The 18,177-nt window shown below is 72.3% G+C and carries 11 protein-coding genes and 1 pseudogene; 2 read left to right on the plus strand and 10 right to left on the minus strand.

The window, feature by feature from the left end; translation table 11 throughout:
- Window positions 1–24: 24 nt before the first annotated feature.
- The 4 genes and pseudogenes from RB614_RS14025 to thrB form a co-directional block, all read right to left on the minus strand.
- Window positions 25–3,513 carry a phosphodiester glycosidase family protein gene (locus RB614_RS14025; RefSeq protein ID WP_308712905.1) on the minus strand — a complete coding sequence of 1,163 codons (3,489 nt, stop codon included), beginning with the start codon at window positions 3,511–3,513 and terminating at the stop codon, window positions 25–27.
- A gap of 65 nt (window positions 3,514–3,578) precedes the next feature.
- Window positions 3,579–4,769: a nitric oxide synthase oxygenase gene (locus RB614_RS14030; protein WP_308712906.1), complete on the minus strand. Its 1,191-nt coding sequence runs from the start codon at window positions 4,767–4,769 to the stop codon at window positions 3,579–3,581.
- 256 nt (window positions 4,770–5,025) lie between these two features.
- A complete protein-coding gene (rho, locus tag RB614_RS14035) occupies window positions 5,026–6,897 on the minus strand; it encodes a transcription termination factor Rho (protein WP_308712907.1) in 1,872 nt (623 codons plus the stop codon).
- Window positions 6,898–7,114: 217 nt separating this feature from the next.
- Window positions 7,115–8,058 (minus strand): annotated as a pseudogene (gene thrB, locus RB614_RS14040) (homoserine kinase).
- Window positions 8,059–8,102: 44 nt separating this feature from the next.
- Between thrB and RB614_RS14045 the strand changes: the two are divergent.
- The gene (locus RB614_RS14045) at window positions 8,103–8,465 is read left to right on the plus strand and encodes a hypothetical protein (protein WP_308712908.1); all 363 of its coding nucleotides are present in this window, start codon (window positions 8,103–8,105) and stop codon (window positions 8,463–8,465) included.
- A 57-nt stretch (window positions 8,466–8,522) separates the two neighbouring features.
- On the opposite strand, the gene RB614_RS14050 is transcribed toward RB614_RS14045, so the two are convergent.
- From RB614_RS14050 to RB614_RS14065, 4 genes are read right to left on the minus strand one after another with little or no spacing between them, the layout of a single operon-like run.
- The gene (locus RB614_RS14050) at window positions 8,523–8,693 is read right to left on the minus strand and encodes a type II toxin-antitoxin system antitoxin (RefSeq protein WP_308712909.1); all 171 of its coding nucleotides are present in this window, start codon (window positions 8,691–8,693) and stop codon (window positions 8,523–8,525) included.
- Window positions 8,694–8,706: 13 nt separating this feature from the next.
- Complete coding sequence (locus RB614_RS14055; RefSeq protein ID WP_308712910.1) at window positions 8,707–9,579, minus strand: SPFH domain-containing protein; 873 nt, start codon at window positions 9,577–9,579, stop codon at window positions 8,707–8,709.
- 48 nt (window positions 9,580–9,627) lie between these two features.
- Window positions 9,628–10,857 carry an MFS transporter gene (locus RB614_RS14060; RefSeq protein WP_308712911.1) on the minus strand — a complete coding sequence of 410 codons (1,230 nt, stop codon included), beginning with the start codon at window positions 10,855–10,857 and terminating at the stop codon, window positions 9,628–9,630.
- Window positions 10,858–10,873: 16 nt separating this feature from the next.
- Window positions 10,874–14,068 carry an efflux RND transporter permease subunit gene (locus tag RB614_RS14065; RefSeq protein ID WP_308712912.1) on the minus strand — a complete coding sequence of 1,065 codons (3,195 nt, stop codon included), beginning with the start codon at window positions 14,066–14,068 and terminating at the stop codon, window positions 10,874–10,876.
- Between the two features lie 235 nt (window positions 14,069–14,303).
- Between RB614_RS14065 and thrC the strand changes: the two genes are divergently transcribed.
- A complete protein-coding gene (gene thrC, locus RB614_RS14070; protein ID WP_308712913.1) occupies window positions 14,304–15,353 on the plus strand; it encodes a threonine synthase in 1,050 nt (349 codons plus the stop codon).
- 149 nt (window positions 15,354–15,502) lie between these two features.
- On the opposite strand, the gene RB614_RS14075 is transcribed toward thrC, so the two are convergent.
- Both RB614_RS14075 and lysA read right to left on the minus strand, forming a co-directional pair.
- Complete coding sequence (locus tag RB614_RS14075) at window positions 15,503–16,795, minus strand: homoserine dehydrogenase (protein WP_308712914.1); 1,293 nt, start codon at window positions 16,793–16,795, stop codon at window positions 15,503–15,505.
- The gene (gene lysA / locus RB614_RS14080; RefSeq protein WP_308712915.1) at window positions 16,792–18,177 is read right to left on the minus strand and encodes a diaminopimelate decarboxylase; all 1,386 of its coding nucleotides are present in this window, start codon (window positions 18,175–18,177) and stop codon (window positions 16,792–16,794) included. Before lysA ends, RB614_RS14075 begins: the two co-directional genes overlap by 4 nt.

Consider the following 18,177-nt stretch of genomic DNA (forward strand, 5'->3'; position numbering starts at 1 on the left):
CCACGTCCGTGATCGAAGCTCCCCTCATGCCGGTCTAGCGACGAGGGGGGGGCGTGGATCACGGCGGGGGGGGGCGGGGCGGGGGGCGGTCGCGCGGGCGGTGACGCCGTTCACCGTCACGGCCAGCACCACCGAGCCACCCGAACGCAGGGCGACCAGCTTGCCCGTCGACGGGTCGAACCAGGCCACGTGCCACGGACGCAGCCCCGCCGCGGATCCGATGTGGACCGACGGGGACGCGCTCCAGTCGGCGCTCACCGGCGGCGCCACCGGCACCTCCCGGCCGCTCTGGGTCAGCACCGCCGTCACCTCGACCGGCGTGCCGCGCGGTGCCGTGGCCGGGGCGGTGACCGCGAGCGAGTCCACGTGTGCCTGGGTCTCCGCCACGATCTCGCCGCGCGGGTCGACGCCGAAGTGGGTCCAGCCGGTGAAGCCACCCAGGTGCGGGGCGGACGACGGGGCCTTGCCGGAGTTGCCGTTGACGACGTACGGGACGCCGTCGACCCGGTCGGCGTGGAACGTGCCCACGTGCGCGCCGACGAAGAGCGCGCTCTTGCCGGACCGGCGCTCGAAGTCGCCCAGCCACTGCTCCACCAGCGCGGCCTCCTTGCGGTCGCCGAGCTGGCTCGCCTTGGCCGGCGTGGGATCGCGGGGCGGGTGGTGGTGGAGGACGACGACCGACCTCACGCGCCGGTCGGTCCGCGCCGAGTCCAGCGCCTGCCGCAGCAGCTTGACCTGCTCGAAGCCGCCGCCGCGCAGGGTGCCGGTGGAGGAGTCGAGCGTGACGAACCGTACGCCCCGGTGGTCGAAGACGCGGGACGTGGCGCCGAACACCGCCTGGAAGTTGGCGATCGGCGCGCCCATGATCTCGTGGTTGCCGGGCACGTAGTAGTACGGCAGCTCGCCGCCGAGCTCCTCGTCCAGGATCCGCTTGGCGAGCGCGAAGTCCGCCTCGGTGGCGGTGTCGACCAGGTCGCCGTTGACGACCAGGAAGTCCGGCCGGGCCGCCTTGACCTCGCGGAGCGTACGGCGGGCCTGGGCGACCAGGTCGCTGTCCGGCGCGGCGGCGACGAACTGCGCGTCCGACAGCACCGCGAACCGCCACTGTGCACCGTCCACTGTGCCATCCCTGACGACGACGCGGTCGGTGCGGAGGGGTACCGCTGGTTGGGCCACGCTGGGCGGGACTTTGGCGACGATGTCGTCCACCAGGATCTCGCTGGTGTACTGGGCGTCGGGGCGGGTCTCGGCCACGTAGAAGCGGCGCACCCGCACCGGGTACTGGACGCCGGCGGGCACGGCCATCTCCACGTACCGCCAGCCGGTCCAGGTGACCAGCGGGCCGCTCAGCACGTGCTGCTGGTCGAGGGCGTCGTGCAGGTGCAGGCGGGCCCACTCGCCCTTGCCGTTGCCGTATATCCACATGCCGAACGCCTGCGGCTGCCCCGCCACGGGGATCCAGGCCGGCGGGTCGGCGTACGCGGCGCGGGTGCCCGTGGAGAGGCTGAAGTCGTACGAGAGCCTGAGGCCGGTGCCGGTGTGCCCGGGCGCCGGGGCGACCGAACCGGCGGCGCGGGCGTGGCTGAACTTCCAGCTCGCCGCGTCCTCTTCGAACATCGCGACCGGCACGTCCTCCAGCCCCACCGTCACCGGTACGGCCACAGTGGAGCGTCCGACGTGGAACGTGACGAGCCCGGCGCCGACGTCCTTCTTGGCGCGTACGGCGAACGAGCCGTCACCGGTGGCCGAGACGTCGAGCAGCGAGCGGTCGTAGTCGAGGCGCACGTCGGCCGGCTCGATCGGAGCGCTGTTGCCCTCCGCGTCGTACCCGACCACGCCGAGCGTGCCGGAGCCGAGCGCCGCCAGCCCGAGCCGCGCGGAGGTCGCGTCGATCCGCTCCAGCGGGCCGAGCACCCGCAACGCGATGTCGCCGGAGGCGCGGCCCTTCGCGGCGGTGACGGTCGCCGTGCCGGGCGGCCCCGCACGGAAGACACCGTCGCGGCTCACGGACCCACGACTGGCGCGCCACGACGGCGTACCCGATGCGGGTCCATAGGTCTCGTCGTAGCCGGCCGCCGTCAGGCGGCGGGTGAGTCCCGGGAAGACCCGGTCCGGGTGACCGCCGCGGACCGGGTCGGTGCCCGGGGCCGCGACGGGTTCGGCGGCCGTCTCCACCCAGAAGCCGGCGAGCCGGCCGGAGCCGGGGGCGGCGTAGAGGGCGAGGCCGTTGGGCACGGGGCGTTCGGAGCCGTCGGACGGGCTGTTTTCCACCCGCACGGCGGCCTGCCCCGGCTCGCGAGCGAGCAAAGTGGACGATCCGCCGCCGTCGAGGTTGAGCGCGTTGTGCGCGCCCAGCTCCGCCATGAGGCGGCCGAGCTCGGTGAGCGTGACGCCGCGGCTGTCCGCCTGGCGGCCGTCGACGGTCAGCAGGTACATGCGGCGGCCGTCCCGGGAGAAGCCGACGGCGGTGCGCGGCTCGGGCGTGACGTCGCCGATGTCCTGCGGCACACCGTCTTTGACGAGCACCTGGCGCCCACCCACGGCCGCCTTGAGCGGGCCGCCATCGGACGAGCGGGGCGCGTACGACACGTCGACCGCGTCCCCCGGCTGGAGCCCGGCGAGCGCGTCGGCACCGGCGTCCCGGCCGAGCAGCACCGTCGTGCCGGCCGGGATCGGGCCGCTGCCGGGCCCGCCGGACACCGATACCACTGAGCCGCCGCTCAGCGTGACCTCGGTGACCCGGGCCGCGCCCTCGACCGCCCGCCGCCGGTCGTACGAGCCCCAGAGCGCCGTGAACACGCCCACGCCGCCCGGCTGCACCAGGTTGTTGAACTGGGTCAGCGCCACCCGCGTGCCACCAGGCAGCGCGGCCGTACCGTCGAAGTGGACCTCGACCACCTTGCCGACGCCGCCCGGCGTGATGCCCACGGCGTTGACGCTCCCCTGCACCGGCGACTGGATCAGCCGTCCACTCTGGATGCCGATGCCCTGCGCGGCGCCGGAGGCGTTGATGTCGAAGAAGTCACCGTTGACCGCGGCCACCGCGCGCGTGCGGTCGGCGGCCGCGCGCAGCGGCTCGGTCCTGGCGACCGCGCCGGAGTTGACGTAGTCGACGCTCAGCTTGCCGGAGAGGTCGGCGGTGAGCGCGTCGGCGCGCAGCCAGCCGGCGGCGTGGTAGCGGTCGAATGAGGTCAGCGTCAGCCCGGGCGCGACCGGGCGGGTGCGCTTGCCGGTCTCGATGTCGTCGAAGGCGTCGACCTGCGCCCCACCCAGGGAGGCCGGCCCCGCGGCCGAGGCGGCCTGCACCGCACCCAAGGCGGCTTGCGTCGCATCCAAGGCGGCCGGCGCCGCGCGCAGGGAGGCCAAGGAGGCCGGCGCCCCACCCGAGGCGGCCGGCGCCGCGCCCAACGAGGCCAAGGCGACCGGGGGCGCCGGGGCGGCCACGGGAGCGGCCACCGCCGGCGCCGGCAGACCCAGGATCGAGACCAGGACGAGAACGGCTGCGCTCCGCATGTCGCGTAGTCAACCCGATCTCGCATGGAACTTTCAATAGCTCGATGTCTAACTGAAAGAAAACTTCAGGCAGCCGGTACCAGGGGCGTGGCTTCCAGGGCGGGACGCACACCCGCTCCCTTGGCCAGCGCCATCGCCTCGGCGTCGAGGTAGAAGTTCGGGCGCTGGTCGGCCTCGTGGTAGTACCGGTGGAAGACCGGCGTGGCGCCGCCGGACATCGGCGGCACGATCCAGGTCCAGTCCGCCGGCACCGGCCGCCCGGCCCGCTCCTCGTTGCGCATGTGCGCGAGGAAGCGCTCGGACTCGGTGTGGTGGTCGGTGATCTTCATGCCGGCCCGGTCGAACGACCAGAGCACCGCCCGGTTGAGCTCCACCAGGGCGCGGTCCCGCCACAGCGTCGCCTCGCGCGACGTGTCCAGGCCGAGCCCGCGAGCCACCACGGGCAGGAGGTTGTACCGGTCCGGGTCGGCGAGGTTGCGGGCGCCGATCTCGGTGCCCATGTACCAGCCGTTGAACGGGGCGAGCGGGTAGTCGACGCCGCCGATCCGCAGCCGCATGTTGGAGATGGCCGGGATGGCGTGCCACCGCAGCCCGAGCCGCTCGAACCAGCCCAGCTCGGGGTGCCCGATCGGCACCTCGACCACGGCCTGTTCGGGCAGCTCGAAGAGGCGTGGGCCCTCGCCCGGCGCCTCCACGACGACGGGCAGGACGTCGAACTGGCCACCCCGACCGCGCCACCCCATCGCGCGCATGGCGTCGGTGAAGGGGACGTACCGGGGGTCGCCGACGACGCCGTCCTCGGTGCGGTAGCCGGCGTAGCGGATGAGCTGTTCGTTCCACACCCGGGCGTACGGGCGCCCCGGCTTGGCCGGCGCGAAGATCGAGATGACCGGGCGGATGGCGCTCCCGCCGCCGGCGACGTGCAGGTGCCGGACCAGGAGCGAGAAGATTTCCTTGGCGCTGTGGGCACGGCGCCGGTCGAGCACGGTGAGACTGCGCCAGTACAGGCGCCCGATGCACCGGCTCGCGTTGCGCCAGGCGACCTTCGCGCCCCAGACGAGCTCGTCGGTCGTGTGAACGTACGTCCCCGTGGCGGCGATCTGTGCGCGGACGACAGCGAGCCGGGGCTCCACCGGGCCGAGCCTGGACACTTCGCTATAGCAGAGCCGGAGAAACTCCTCGGCTTCCGCGGGATCCGCCGGCGCGGCCGGATCCCATTCTTCGGCGGGCACGTTTCGGTAGCCCGGCACCGTCATCTGCGCCTCCTCAGCTGACGTCCGTTTCCGCTCCGCGCGCCACCAGAGGACGTGGTGACGCGCGAAGTGTGAGGACCGTTTCACGTGGAGTCACTCAGACATCGCACAGCGCGTGCGATCGGGTCATCTGATGTCGGACCGCCGACAAAACGGTTGCGGCCCCGGCCGGAGTGATCCAGCCGGGGCCGCGCATGCAGACAGGGTGATCAGGCGGGGTCCGGCGCGGAACGCACCGCACCCCGCCCCCGAAGGGTCTCTACTCGCCCGGAGTCGACTTTGCGATCTGCATCAGGAACTCGATGTTGGTCCGGGTCTGCTTGAGCCGGTCGAGCAGCAGGTCGAGCGCGGCCTGCGTCTCCAGCGAGCTGAGCACCTTGCGCAGCTTGTGCGAGATGGCCAGCTCCTCCGGCGCGAGCAGGATCTCTTCCTTACGGGTGCCGGACGCGTTCAGGTCGACGGCCGGGAAGACCCGCTTGTCAGCGATCTTGCGGTCGAGCTTGAGCTCGGCGTTGCCGGTGCCCTTGAACTCCTCGAAGATGACCGTGTCCATCATGGACCCGGTCTCCACCAGCGCGGTGGCGAGGATGGTCAGCGAGCCGCCGTTTTCGATGTTGCGCGCGGCGCCGAGGAAGCGCTTTGGCGGGTAGAGCGCGGTCGAGTCGATACCACCCGACATGATCCGGCCACTCGCCGGAGCCGCCAGGTTGTACGACCGGCCGAGCCGGGTCACCGAGTCGAGCAGCACGACGACGTCGTGGCCCAGCTCGACGAGGCGCTTGGCCCGCTCGATCGCGAGCTCGGCGACCGTCGTGTGGTCCTGCGGCGGGCGGTCGAACGTGGCCGCGATGACCTCGCCCTTGACCGAGCGCTGCATGTCGGTGACCTCTTCGGGCCGCTCGTCCACGAGCACCACCATGAGGTGGACCTCGGGGTTGTTACGCGTGATCGCGTTTGCGAGCGCCTGGAGCACCATCGTCTTACCGGCCTTGGGCGGGGAGACGATCAGTGCCCGCTGACCCTTGCCGATCGGCATGATCAGATCGATGATCCGGGTCGTCAGGATGTGCGGCTCGGTCTCCAGCCGCAGGCGCTCCTGCGGGTAGAGCGGAGTCAGCTTGTAGAACTCCGGGCGCCGGCGCGCCTCGTCCGGGTCCATGCCGTTGATGGTGTCCAGCCGGACCAGCGGGTTGTACTTGTCGCGGCGCTGCTCACCCTCGCGGGTGGCACGCACCGCGCCGGTCACCGCGTCGCCCCGGCGCAGGCCGTACTTCTTCACCTGCGACATGGAGACGTAGACGTCGTTGGGACCGGACAGGTAGCCGGTCGTGCGGACGAACGCGTAGTTGTCGAGGACGTCGACGATGCCGGCGACCGGCACGAGCACGTCGTCATCGGTCACCTGCGGCTCGTTGCCCCCGCCGCCGCCCTCGGCACGCTCGCCGCGGCCGCGCCGGCGGTCCCGGAAGCGGCTGCGCCGGCTCCGCCGGCCACCGCCCTCCTCGCCGTCGTCGTCTCCGTCGCGGTCGCGCTCGTTGCGCTGCTCACCGCGGTCGCCGCGGTCCCCCCGCTGGCCGCGCTCGTTGCGGTCGCGGCCGTTGCGCGACTCGCGGTCACCCCGGTCGTTGCGGTCGCCGCGGTCACCGCGGTCGCCCCGCTCGGCGCGCTCCGCCTCGTCGGGAGCACCGTCGCCGCGGGACTCCGGCGGGCCGGCCGGCCGGCTGGCCCGGCGCGAACGCGGCTCGCGCTCCTCGCCGTCGGACGGCGGCTCGGAAGACGTCACGGTCACGGGCGCGTCGCCGCCACGACGCTCGGTCTCGGTGGTGTCGGGCACCTCGGCGCGCACCTCTTCGCGAACCGGCGCGACCGCGGCCGCTACCTCGGCCCGCTGGCGCGGGGTGCCGGCGGTGCCGTCGGCCCCGCCACCCTGGCGCTCGGAAATCGCGGCGATCAGCTCGCCCTTTCGCATCCGGGCCGTACCCGAGATGCCGAGCGACGCGGCCAGGCTCTGCAGCTCCGGCAACAGCATCGCCGACAGCCCGGTGCCTCGGCGCGCGCGACGCGCGGTGCCGGCGGCGGCCTGGTCAGCGACGTTGGTGACATCCGACGTCACGTCGGTGGTGTCGCTCAATGGATTCCTTCCCTCGATAGGCCGGGGCTGCCCGGATCGAAGATCCTAGGTGGCCGGGCGGCCTCGGTGCACCCGCCTCACGTACCAGGGCGGGAGTTTGTAACACAGCAGCGGTGGGCCTAAGCAGCGGATAAGACGAACTGACCGCCGAAAGCTTCGGGGTGCGCCGCCACGCAGAGATCTATTGCCTCGCGACTGTGCTAGGGCCAGAGCGTAATCAACTCATCGGACCTGCGGCAACAGTGGTCCGCTCGGCGTGTCCCAGTGTACCCCCTCGACGCGGGCCCCGGTGACATCTACTCCCAACCGTTGTGCGAGCCAACCCATTCCCGGTGCGAAATCTTCCGGTACCGGCGACAGCGCGAGCACGGAGGGTCCCGCCCCGCTGACCACGGCCGCCACACCCGCCTCTCGCAACGCGGTGACCAGGGCGAACGTGGCCGGCATGCCGGGCGCGCGGTACTGCTGGTGGAGCCGGTCCTCGGTCGCCGGGAGCAGCAATGCCGGCTCTTCGGTGATCGCGTGGACCAGCAGCGCGGCCCGGCCCGCCGAACGCGCGGCGTCCGCGTGCGGCACGGTCGCCGGCAGCGCCGCCCGGGCCTCCGCGGTCAACCCGCGGTCCGCGGGCACGAAAACCGTCGGTTGTACGGATTTGGCGGGTTGCCGCGTCACGGCGATCGCGCCCGATTCCTCCGTCCACGCGATCGTGAACCCGCCGAGGAGGCAAGGCGCGACGTTGTCGGGGTGCCCCTCGATGCGGGCCGCGAGGCGCAGCGCGGCCGCGGCGTCCATCCGCCACTGCCCGTCGACGGCGAGAGCGCGGGCGAGCTGGATGCCGGCCACGATGGCGGCGGACGAGGAGCCGAGGCCGCGCGCCTGCGGGATGCGGTTGACGCAGGTGACCGATACCCCGGGCGGGCGGCCACCCAGCTCGTCGAAGGCCGCGAACATCGCGCGTACCACCAGGTGGGACGCGTCGGCCGGCAGGTCGCCGGCGCCCTCGCCGGACACCTCGACCGCGACGCCGCCCGCCGTCACCCGCGCCGAGACGTCGTCGTAGAGCGCCAGCGCCAGCCCGAGCGTGTCGTAGCCCGGGCCCAGGTTGGCGCTGGTCGCCGGGGCGCGTACGCGCACGTCGCCGGGGACGAAGGAGGGGGCCACGGGCTCATGGTAGGTCCCTTGATCGGCCTGCCTAGGGTGGCCCCGTGGACGAGTTCGGATACGTCGCCATCCAGTTCGCCGCCCAGCTCCCGGCGCTGATCGTGCTGGTGGTCGGGCTGGCGCTGCTGGCCGCCCGCCGGCGTACCCTCACCGGCCGTGCCGGCGCGCTGGCCGTCTCCGGGTGCGCGGTGCTGCTCGCCGGCGTCCTCCTCAGCATCGCCTGGACCAGCAGCTACATCTGGATCTACAGCGGCGGCGACTTCGACGTCACCGAGTTCGGCCTGATCGCCTCCGGGGTGGGCCTGGTGCTCACGCTGGTCCACGCGACCGGACTGGCCCTGGTCATCGCCGCCGTCCTGGCCGGCGCCCGCCCCGCCGCGCCGCCCTCGTTTCCCATCCCTCCGTGATCGAAGCTCCCGTCAAGTCGCTAGAACGACGTGGGGGGAGCTTCGATCACGCTGGAGTTAGGAATCCGCGGGTGGGCGGCGGGGTGAGCGGCCGGCCTGCTTGAGCGCCAAGCGGAGCGCGAACTCGATCTGCGCGTTGACGCTGCGCAGGTCGTCGGCGGCCCACTTGGCGACCGCGTCGTAGACGTCGGGGTCGAGCCGGAGCAGGAGCTTCTTGCGCTCGGGCATGAGCTTCCTCGGGTCAGGCGTACAAGGAGCCCGTGTTGACCACCGGCTGGACGGCCCGGTCGCCGCAGAGGACCACGAGCAGGTTGGCCACCATCTGCGCCTTGCGCTCCTCGTCCAGGTCGACGACGTGCTCGTCGCGGAGCCGGTCCAGCGCGTTGGAGACCATGCCCACCGCGCCCTCCACGATCTTGAACCGGGCACTCACGATCGCGCTCGCCTGCTGCCGGGCCAGCATCGCCTGGGCGATCTCCGGCGCGTACGCCAGGTGGGTCGTGCGCGACTCGAGCACCTCCACGCCGGCGAGCTCGACCCGCTCGCGCAGCTCCTGGGTCAGCTCCTCGCTCACCACCGAGCCGTCCCGCAGGCTGGCCCGCCCGCTGTCGTGCGCCTCGTACGGATAGCTGGTCGCCAGGTGCCGCACGGCCGCCTCGGACTGCACCGCCACGTACTCGACGTGGTCGTCCACGGCGAACGCGGCCTTGGCCGAGTCGACCACCCGCCACACGACGACGGCCGCGATCTCCACCGGGTTGCCGTCGGCGTCGGAGACCTTGAGCCGCGCGGTCTCGAAGTTGCGCACGCGGAGCGTGACCCGGCGCTTGGCGGTCAGTGGCCAGGTCCAGTGGAAGCCGGCCACGCGGATGCTCCCCACGTAGCGCCCGAAGAACTGCACCACCTGGGCATCGTTGGGATTGACGACCGTAAAGCCGGTGGCGACCACGCCGACCACCAGCGCCCACGCCGAAGCGGTGATCGAGATGCTCAGCGCGGTCGCGGTCTCGGAACCGCCCGCCGTGGCGAGGATCACCACCAGGCCGACCACGGCCAGCACGAACAGGCCCGCGACGGCGACGAACCCGGACACCCGGAAAGCCTGTCTCTCCATGACGACTCCCGACAGCCTCGATAGCGAAGTGATATCACTACGATAGCGTCACGGGGTCTCCTCCGCCACCACCGCCGTACCGAGGCCGCGGGTCGCGATCCGCCAGCCGACCGCGTAGACGAGCGTGACCAGCGCGCATCCGGCGATCAGCGCCCGGCTGTCCACGTGGTCGACGAGCGCGGCGGCCACGAGCTGGCTGACCGAGATGGAGAGCGTGGCGAGCATGAGGTCGGCGGCGAAGACTCGACCCCGCAGGCGGTCCGGCACCTCGCCCTGGAGCGCGAAGTTGGAGAGGATCCAGTTGGTACCGCCGGCGAAGTGCGCGGCGAAGACCAGCGCCAGCACCAGCGGAAACCAGGGCGAGACGGCGACGCCGAGGTAGGCGAGGCCGTACGCGATCATCGAGATCGCCAGCCCGGGCAGCAGCCACGAGCGGTGGCCGAGCACCCTGCGCATCGCGATCGGGCCGACCAGCGCGCCCGCGCCGCGTACGCCGAAGAGCAGCCCCGCCCCGATCGCGCCCACGCCGAAGCGGCCGGCGAGCAGCGGGAAGACGGTCAGCACGCCGTTGCCGAGCCCGACCGCGGACTTCACCGTGACGAGCGCGAGCACCCGCGGGCGGTGCGCGATGTAGGCGAGCGACTCGCGGATCGCGGTCCAGGTGCCCGGCCGGACCTCGTCGCCGTTGCGCGGCGCCTGCAAGGGCCGGCGGATCCGCCACTCCAGGCCCGCGGCCACGGCCAGCGCCGCCGAGGCGATCCAGAAGCAGGTGTACGGGCTGAAGGCCGCGCTCAGCACGCCGCCGAGCGAGGCGCCGACGACGGCCATCGTGCCCCACGCCGAGCCGGCGACCGCGTTGGCGGCGGCGAGGTCCTCGATGTCCACCACGTTGGGGAGGGCGGCCTGGGCGGCCGGCGAGTAGAACGCCTTGGCCACGGCGAGCGCCCCGATCGCGACGAGCGCCAGGGCGGCCGCGCCGGCACCCCGTACCGCCTGCAGGAGCACCACGGCGAGCAGCGCGGCGACGTTCGAGAGGACGAGGAGCTTCTTGCGGTCGAGCCGGTCGGCGATGGTACCGGTGACCGGGAGCAGCAGCGCGACCAGCCCGGTGTCGACGGCGAGGACCAGCCCGCCCCAGACGCCGCTGCCGGTCAGCTCCGGCAGGAGGACCAGCAGCGGCACCATGACGAACCAGTCCGCGCCGAAGACGACGAGCTCGGCCGCGAAGAGGTTACGGAAGTCGCGGTTGTGCGTAAGGACCGATAGGGGAGACGCCACGTACCAAGACGTTACGTCACTGCATTGGTTTCTTGATCTTTGGCAGGCGGAGCACCTCGAACTGGTCGGTCCCCTCGATCAGCGCGGCCGAGGGCTTGGCCGGCGGCGGGGCGACGAGCGGCTCGTGGCCGTTGCTCGGCCGCGGCCCGGCGAAGACCAGGTCGGGCTCGCGGCGGAACCGCTCCTTGAAGCTCTCCACCATCGTGTAGAGCGTCGGCACGAGCACCAGCGTCAGCAGCGTGGAGCTGATCAGGCCGCCGATCACCACGATCGCGAGCGGCTGCGAGATGAAGCCGCCCTCGCCGGTCAGGCCGAGCGCCATCGGCAGCAGCGCGAAGATCGTGGCGATCGCGGTCATCAGGATCGGCCGCAGCCGGCGCCGCCCGCCCTCGACGACCGCCTCCAGCACCGGCATGCCCTGCTGCCGGTACTGGTTGACGAGGTCCATCAGCACGATCGCGTTGGTGACCACGATGCCGACGAGCATCAGGATGCCGATCAGCGCCGGTACGCCGAGCGGGGTGCCGGTGACCAGCAGCAGCGTGATCGCGCCGGTCGCCGCGAACGGGATCGACACGAGCAGGATCACCGGCTGCACCAGGCTGCGGAACGTCGCCACCATGATCACGAAGACGATCGCGATCGCGGCGAGCACGGCCAGCCCGAGGTCCGCGAACGCCTCGGCCTGGTCGGCGCTGACGCCCCCGATCTCGTACGTGGCACCCGGCGGCAGGTCGAGCCCTTCGAGGCGCTCGGTCAGCGCGGCGCTCACGGCACCGACGTTGGAGCCGGTCGCGGTGCCGGTGACGGTGGCACTCCGCTCGCCGTCGATGCGGGTGATCTCGACCGGGCCGGCGACCTCGTCGATGTCGGCGACGTCGTCGAGGCGGAAGGTGCCGATCCGGTGCGCCCGCAGTGCCTCCACTGTGGCCGGTGAGCCGGCCGGGGTCACCACCACGTCCTGCTGTACGCCATCGATGCTCACCCGCCCCACCGGGCCACCCCGCATGATCTGCGCGACGATCTGGCCGATCGCCTGCTCGGTGAGGCCCACGCGGGTGGCCGTGGCCCGGTCGACCACCACGTCGAGCCGCGGCACGTCCGCCGACAGGCTGGTGCTGACCTGGTCGACGTCGGGTGTCTCGGTCATCGCCTGGCGTACCTGGTCGGTCGCCTGGGCCAGCGCGTCCGGGTCGGCGGCCTGGACGATCACCTCGAGCTCGTCGGTGGAACCGCCGTCCGGCCCGCCGCCACCGCCGACCGTGATCTCACCGGCGCCGTTGATGCCGCCCAACTGCTGGCGCAGCTCGTCCTGTACCTCGCCGGAGTCGACGCCCTCCTTGACCGTCACCGAGAAGCTGGCCGCGGTGACCCCGCCGCCGTCCCACGGCGCGCCGCCGCCACCGGCGGTCACCTGGTACGACTCGATGTCGTCGCGGCCGGCCAGCACGCCCTCCACCCGGCGGGCGGCCGCGTCGGTGGCGTCGAGGCTGGTGCCGGGCGGCAGCTCCTGGCTGATCACGAACGTGTCCTGCCCGGAGTCGTCCAGGAAGTTGGTCTTCAGCTGCGTGGAGAGCCCGAAGGTGCCGAGCAGCACCGCGAGCCCGATGCCCACCGTGGCCCACCGGCGCCGGGTGGCGAAGCCGATCACCGGCAGGTACGCGAGCTGGAGGAAGCTGTGCCGCTCCCGCTCCTCGGCCGCCCGCCGCACGGACGCCTCGTCGCCGGCACCGGTCGCCGGGCGCAGGAACCAGTACGCCAGCACCGGGATGACGGTCAGCGAGACCAGCAGCGACGCGAGCAGGGCCACCGTCACCGTGATCGCGAAGGGCGCGAAGAGCTGCCCCACGAACCCGCCGACGAGCGCGATCGGGGCGAACACCGCGACCGTGGTGAGCGTCGACGCGGTCACCGCGCCGGCCACCTCCTTGACGCCGTCGAGGATCGCCCGGCGCTTGTCCTCGCCGTACCCGAGATGGCGTTTGATGTTTTCCAGTACGACGATCGAGTCGTCGACGACGCGTCCGACCGCGATCGTGAGCGCGCCGAGCGTGAGCAGGTTGAGCGAGTAGTCGCCGATCCACAGGGCGATCAGCGCGACCAGCACCGACAGCGGGATCGACACGGCGGTGACGAGGGTCGAGCGGACGGAGAGCAGGAAGACCAGGATCACGAGTACGGCCATCAGCAGGCCGAGCAGCCCCTCGGTGGTGAGGCTGTCGATCGACTTCTCCACGAACGGCGCCTGGTCGAAGATCACGGTCAGCGTGGCCCCGCTGCTCTCGCCCAGGTCGGCGAGGCGGTCGCGGATCTCGTGCGAGATCTCCACCGCGTTGCCGTCGGGCGCGGCGGTCACCGCGATGCCGATGCTGTCCTGCCCGTTGGTGCGGGTGAACCCGGTCGGCGGCGCCAGCCCCGGCTCGACGGTCGCCACCGCGCCGAGCTGCACCGGGTTGGCCCCCGGGCCGGGCGCCAGCCACAGCTCGCGCAGCTGGTCGATGGTCGTGATCGGCGTACCCACCTGGATCGTGCGGGTCTTGTCGTCGGCGGTGAGCGCGCCGGCCGGGATCGCCACCCCGTTGGCCTGCAACGCCGTGCTGATGGAGCGGACGTCGAGGCCGGCGGCGGCCATCTTCGCCGGGTCCGGCGTGACCGCCACGACCGGGTCGCGAGCACCCTCGATGTCGACCGTGCGGACCCCGTCGATCTCCTCGAGGTCGGGCACGACCGTGCTCTCCAGCCGGTCCACGAGCTCCTTCGGGTCGCCTCCCTCGCCGTTCGACGCGAACAGCACGACCGCCGGCAGGTCGTCGGTGCTCCCCGCGAAGACCTGCGGCTCCACCCCGTCCGGCAGTTGCGGGCCGACCCGGCTGAGCGCGGTCTGCAGCTTGTTCGTCGCGTCGTCGAGGTCGGTGCCGAACTCGAACTCGACCTGGATGCTCGCCGACCCCTCGCGCGACGTGGAGGTCACCTTGCTGAGGCCGGCGATGCCCCGCACGGAGTTCTCTATCGGCTCGGTCACGCGCTGCTCGACGATCTCCGGCGCGGCACCCGGGTAGGGCGCCACGACGAACGCCGCGGGGAACTCCAGCGAAGGCAGCAGCTGCTGCTTCAGCGAGGGGATCGCGAACGCCCCGAACGCGGTGACGACCACCGCGACGAGCGCGACCAGACCGCGGTTGGCAAGGCTGAGTCTGGCGAACAACGACATGTCGGAGCTCACTCCAAGGGGGATGGGAAACGCACGAGGGATGCGGCGCTCACCTTAGCGGTCGCCACTCTGGTGCGGTGTAGGACATCCGGCCTCACCTGCCCCAGCCGTACCGACTTTCACTCTTTTTGTTACGAAGATTCGTCCCGGCAGGTGGTTATCGGTCGGGTGGCGAACACTCGATCGCGGCAGAGTGGGGCATCCTGGAGCTGCGACGCGAGACAGGAGAGACGCCATGTGGCGGGGTCTTATAGAGCAGTACCGGGACCGCCTGCCGGTCACCGGTTCCACGCCGGTCGTCACGCTGTACGAGGGCAATACGCCGCTCGTGCCCGCTCCGGTGCTGTCCTCCCGGCTGGGCTGCGACGTCTACCTCAAGGTGGAGGGGGCCAACCCGACCGGCTCGTTCAAGGACCGGGGCATGACGCTGGCCGTCTCCAAGGCGGTCGAGAGCGGCTCCAAGGCGATCATCTGCGCCTCGACCGGCAACACCTCGGCCTCCGCCGCGGCGTACGCGGCACGCGCCGGCCTCACCTGCGCGGTGCTCGTACCGCAGGGCAAGATCGCGCTCGGCAAGCTGGCCCAGGCGCTCGTGCACGGCGCGCGGCTGCTCCAGGTGAGCGGCAACTTCGACGACTGCCTGTCACTCGCCTCGAAGCTCTCCCTCGACTACCCGGTGGCCCTGGTCAACTCGGTCAACATCGACCGCATCCACGGGCAGAAGACGGCCGCCTTCGAGATCGTCGAGGCGCTCGGCGACGCGCCCGACATCCACTGCCTGCCGGTCGGCAACGCCGGCAACATCACCGCGTACTGGCTGGGCTACCAGGAGGACCGCCAGGAGGGCAACGCGACCCGGACGCCGAAGATGTACGGCTTTCAGGCCTCCGGCGCGGCCCCGATCGTCACCGGCAAGGTGGTCGCCGAGCCGTCGACCATCGCCACCGCGATCCGCATCGGCAACCCGGCGAGCTGGACCAAGGCGGTCGACGCCCGCGACGCGTCGGGCGGCCTGATCGCGGCGGTCACCGACCGGCAGATCCTCTCCGCGTACCGGCTGCTCGCCCGCGAGGTCGGCGTCTTCGTGGAGCTGGCGAGCGCGGCCAGCGTCGCCGGCCTGCTCCAGGAGGCCGAGGCCGGCCGGGTCCCGCGCGGCTCCACGGTGGTCTGCACGGTGACCGGCCACGGCCTCAAGGACCCGGAGTGGGCCATCTCCACGGCACCGTCCCCGACGACGATCCAGCTCGACGTCATCGCCGCCGCGCGAGCCCTCGACCTGGCCTAGCCCATCCGAGTTGATCAGGGAGCTCGTGGGCGTGTCGGCCGGCGCTTCGCCCCACAAAGTCCCTGATCGACCACGGCGGGGGCGCGTGAAGCGCGGAGGGTGAGGCCGCGGGAGCAACGGTCCGGACCACTGCGGACGTCGCGGTAGCTCTATATCGCTTCGATGCCTTCGACGCGGAGGACGCTCGCGATGGAGCGGACGATGTCGAGCTGCTGGAGCTCGCGGACGGTGGCCGTGAGCGCGGCGTCCGGGGCGGCGTGGGTGACGATCACGAGGACCGCCTCGTCGCCGCGGCCGGACTGGCGGACCGTGGCGATCGAGACGTCGTGCTTGGCGAAGACACCGGCCACCGCGGCGAGCACGCCGGCGCGGTCGGCCACGTCGAGGCTGATGTGGTAGCGGGTGACCGCCTCGCCCATCGGGCGGATCGGCAGGTCGGCGTAGCTGGACTCGCTCGCGGCGCGGACCCCGGCGAGCCGGTTGCGGCTGACCGCGACGATGTCGCCGAGGACGGCGCTCGCGGTCGGCGCGCCGCCCGCGCCCCGGCCGTAGAACATGAGCTGGCCGGCGGCGGCGGCCTCCACGAAGACCGCGTTGAACGCGTCGCCCACGCTGGCCAGCGGGTGTGAGCGCGGGATCATCGCCGGGTGCACCCGCACGCTGACCGAGTCGTCGATCCGCGCGGCGATGCAGAGCAGCTTGATGGTGCAGCCCATCGCCTTGGCGCTGGCCACGTCGGCGGCGGTGACCTCGGTGATGCCCTCGCGGTGCACGTCGGCCGCGCTCACCCGGCTGTGGAACGCGAGCGAGGCGAGGATCGCCGCCTTGGCCGCCGCGTCGAAGCCCTCGATGTCGGCGGTCGGGTCGGCCTCCGCGTACCCGAGGGCGGTCGCCTCCTCCAGCGCCTCCTGGAAGCCGGCGCCGGTGGCGTCCATCGAGGAGAGGATGTAGTTGGTGGTGCCGTTGACGATGCCGGTGACCCGCGTGATCGTGTCGCCGTGCAGCGACTCGCGCAGCGGCCGCAGCAGCGGGATCGCGCCGGCGACGGAGGCCTCGTAGTACAGGTCGGCGGAGCCCTCGGCGGCCGCGTCGTGCAGCGTGCCGCCGTCTTCGGCCAGGAGCGCCTTGTTGGCGGTCACCACGCTCTTGCCGGCCTTCAGCGCCTCGACCAGCCAGGTGCGGGCCGGCTCGATGCCGCCGACCACCTCGACCACCACATCGACGTCGTCGCGCTTGACCAGGCCGAGCGCGTCCGTCGTGAAGAGCGCCGGGTCGACGGGCACCCCACCGCGGTCACGGCCGAGCCGGCGCACCGCGATGCCGGCGATCTCCACCGGCGTACCGATCCGGGCCGTGAGGTCGCTGGCCTGCTCGTGCAGCAGCCGGACCACCTCGGAACCGACCGTGCCGCACCCCAACAGCGCCACCCGTACAGGCTTCATCCCACATCCAATGCCAGCAGGTCGTCCTCGGTCTCCCGCCGGACGATCACTCGCGCGTGCCCGTCACGCACCGCCACCACCGGAGGCCGCGGCACGTGGTTGTAGTTGCTCGCCATGCTCCGGCAGTATGCGCCGGTGCCGGGCACGGCGAGAAGATCTCCGGGCTGCACGTCGGCGGGCAGGAATTCATCCTTAACGACCACGTCACCGGACTCGCAATGTTTTCCCACCACCCGGGCGAGGATGGGGGGCGCGGCGGAGGTGCGGGAGGCGACGGTCGCCGAGTACGTGGCGCCGTAGAGCGCCGCCCGGATGTTGTCGCTCATGCCGCCGTCGACGCTCACGTACGTGCGGATGCCGTCGACGTCCTTGACGGTGCCCACCTCGTACAGCGTGAAGACCGCCGGCCCCACGATCGCCCGCCCCGGCTCGATCGACAGGCGGGGCAGCTTCAGCCGCAGCGCCTCGCACTCGTCCGCCACGATCTTGTCGAGCCGCTTGGCGAGGTCGGCGGGGGTGGCCGGGTCGTCCTGCGTCGTGTACGCGATGCCGAAGCCGCCGCCGAGGTCGAGCTCGGGCAGTTCGACGCCGAGCGCGTCGCGGATCTGCGCCTGCAACCCCAGCACGCGGCGGGCGGAGAGCTCGAAGCCGCTGGTGTCGAAGATCTGCGAACCGATGTGCGAGTGCAGCCCGCACAGTTCGAGCACGCCCTCCTCGACGATCTTCTGGGCGGCGGCGAAGGCCGCGCCGCCGGCCAGCGAGAAGCCGAACTTCTGGTCCTCGTGCGCGGTCGCGATGAACTCGTGCGTGTGCGCCTCCACGCCCACCGTCACCCGCAGGAGCACGGCGGGGCGCCGGCCGAGGTCGCGCGCGATCGCGGTGAGCCGGTCGATCTCGTGGAACGAGTCGACGACGATCCGCCCCACGCCCGCCTCGACCGCGCGGGTCAACTCGGCGACCGACTTGTTGTTGCCGTGAAAGCCGATCCGCTCCGGCGGCATCCCGGCCGAGAGCGCGGTGGCCAGCTCACCGCCGGTGCAGACGTCGAGGTGCAGCCCCTCCTCGGCGACGATCCGCACCACCGCCCGGCAGAGGAACGCCTTGCCCGCGTAGTACACGTCGCAGCCGGCGAACGCGGCCAGGAACTCGCGGCAGCGCTCCCGCATGTCGTTCTCGTCCAGCACGTACGCCGGGGTGCCGAACTCCTCGGCCAGCGCCCGCACGCTGACCTCACCGACGGCGAGCGCGCCGTCGGCGGCGCGCGCCACGCCCGTGGGCCACAGTTGCGGCAGGATCGCGTTGACGTCTTCGGGGGTACGGAGCCAGGCCGGCCCGGTGCTGCCCAGCTCTCCGTGCAGCGCCCCCGCCTCGTGTGCTCGCAC

Source organism: Phytohabitans maris, from assembly GCF_031085175.1.
GTDB classification, from domain to species: domain Bacteria; phylum Actinomycetota; class Actinomycetes; order Mycobacteriales; family Micromonosporaceae; genus Phytohabitans; species Phytohabitans maris.